The 2,189-nt window shown below is 33.4% G+C and carries 2 protein-coding genes; both read left to right on the top strand.

Annotated features, from left to right (window positions below; genetic code table 11):
* Nucleotides 1–210 precede the first annotated feature (210 nt).
* Entirely contained in the window at nucleotides 211–654 is a 444-nt protein-coding gene (locus U9P79_08355; GenBank protein MEA2104634.1) for a hypothetical protein, read from the top strand.
* A 93-nt stretch (nucleotides 655–747) separates the two neighbouring features.
* Nucleotides 748–1,953, top strand: coding sequence for a hypothetical protein (locus tag U9P79_08350; protein MEA2104633.1), 1,206 nt, complete (start codon nucleotides 748–750; stop codon nucleotides 1,951–1,953).
* The last annotated feature ends 236 nt before the right edge of the window (nucleotides 1,954–2,189 follow it).

The raw sequence follows: 2,189 nt of genomic DNA, 5'->3' as shown, positions 1-2,189 counted from the left end.
AAGATCCGTTTGACCGTCTGATTATCGCACAGAGTCTATCGGAAAATATGTCGGTTTTGAGCCGAGACGAAGCATTTGACGATTATGAAAATATGCAACGAATTTGGGAATGATTGAATGAGGCGGGTGGATTGCAAAGAAAAAATAACCAGGCGTTTGAGTGGACGGAAAAAGCCCCGCCGCTCAACTTGACATTGGGCTGGAGATTTTATGAAAGATCCGATTCCAGATTTCGTTGATCATGTGCTAAATGAGTGGGACTTCATTGCTTTTTTTGCCTACGATAACTTTGAATTGTCGGGACGAGGTGTTGTTGGGATCGTGGAGGACGAAGAGGGTACTCAGGCAATGTACGGAACAAGGGACTTCTTCATGAACAAAGGGGACCAGCAAGTGCTGTCATTGTTAGATACATACGACCCTGAAACAGAATATTTGGTATATTTCGATGCAAATGGCGGAACAAGGACCATCAGGGTTAGAACACCCGAAGGCGGCAGGCATCCTAAACGGATTTGGTTTTTTGAAATGTTGCGGAGAGCATCAGAAGCACCGGAGCAACTCCCAGATATATTGCCGGACTGGTTTATTCAAGCATGTGAGAAGCTTGAACAGATGAAAAATGAAAAAGCCGAACAACAGGATCCAGGCTGACACAAAAAGCCTGCGAGATTTTGTACCAGTTCGAAAGGTCAAAGGTAGTTTTTTGTGTAGCTGATCCTGAGCGTTATACTAAAAAAATAAGCAATGAATAATAAATTAGCAGAAATATTCAAAATTATATCTTTCTATGATGATTATAGATGGGAGTTTTCTCATAACTATAATTTGATCAATTTTTTTAAGATTGATTTACAATCTGATATCAAAATTCTTACGCATTGGATTTGTTATATAACTGACAGGCAAATGCCTTTCCAACGAATATGGGATATTGGAGGATTTGTATTTTCTGAGTTGATATATGAAGTTAAAAAACAAAATTCATTAAATCTATTAAATCCAGAACATGAAAATTCTTTTGTAAAAAGAGATGGCAACGATAAATACACTTTTATAAGCAAGTCGACAGCATATAATAATCACATTTTAACTCAATATAATGGTGTTTTTGAAAATGGAAGGGTGAAATTTAAATCAAGATTTTTCCCATCGGATTATCTGGCGATTGTATACACTTTTATCTTTTTAGAAGATTATGGCTTCAGCTTTTCTAAATTCATTAAAGAAATTTATTGTAAACATAAAGATAAAAATGATTTTATAAAAAGAATATTGTTTTCATTGTATTTATTGACTTATTATAAAATTGGACAGCCTAAAAGTGGTGATTTGAGTGATTTTGCTGGCAATATAAAAAAAGCTAATGAACGGAAAAACAGAATAAAAAACATTTTAGATAATCCCGATGAATTCAGTAATGAATACAACATTTTTCTCAAAGATACAGTTTTCAACCAGAAAAGAGCTTGGTGTAGTTTAAGGGACTTTTTGAAATCTCCTGAATTTAAGCAATATTTTGAAGTAGCCTTAAATGATGAAGATTTACGCGATAATGATTTTAGAAAATTATTTTCATATGAAGCACTTGTTCAATTAGAACTGCCAGGAGATGTATGGAACAATAACTCCAAATTTAGAAATTGTATTTTAAAAGATACAGAGTATGAACACTCAAAGAAGGCTTTAAATAAAATATTAAGAGATTTTTTTAATAAAAACAGTCAAGATATTATTGGATATCCTGAGCAATTCGATATTACTTTTGATTTTGTTCCAAGAATGTGTGACCTGAACAATTGTGACCTATGTCCTATCTATAAAATTGATAACAGAAAAAATGATTTTAACAAGATATGTTTAAAAAATAAAAAGATGTATTGTCCAGTTGTTTTGGTTGGTTGTAATTATAAAGGCAATTGCAAAGGCGAAGATAATTGTAAAATAGTATAACAAATCACTGCACTGGATTTTTACTCCGCTGTGCTCCGTAAAAACCAGTGAGTTCAGGCGTTGGGGTCGGCAAAGCCGGATTTATTTGGCCTTCTTTGCACAGACTAATACAATATAATGTTTATTGCTATTGAATCGGTAACTATATATTGTGCTATCTAAAATTAATAAATTAGAACTTAATATTGCTATTGACAACGACCCATACACAAGCTATGTTTAAATCAAATCATGAT

It is taken from the genome of Candidatus Cloacimonadota bacterium, from assembly GCA_034661015.1.
Taxonomy (GTDB): Bacteria; Cloacimonadota; Cloacimonadia; order JGIOTU-2; family JGIOTU-2; genus JAYEKN01.
The sequence above is the reverse complement of the archived record's forward strand: the minus strand, read 5'-3'. Positions and strand labels throughout refer to the sequence as shown.

Bases quoted from the DNA above. Each gene is read 5' to 3' on its own strand.
- U9P79_08355 (MEA2104634.1), top strand. From the start codon at position 211: ATGAAAGATCCGATTCCAGATTTCGTTGATCATGTGCTAAATGAGTGG.
- U9P79_08350 (MEA2104633.1), top strand. From the start codon at position 748: ATGAATAATAAATTAGCAGAAATATTCAAAATTATATCTTTCTATGAT.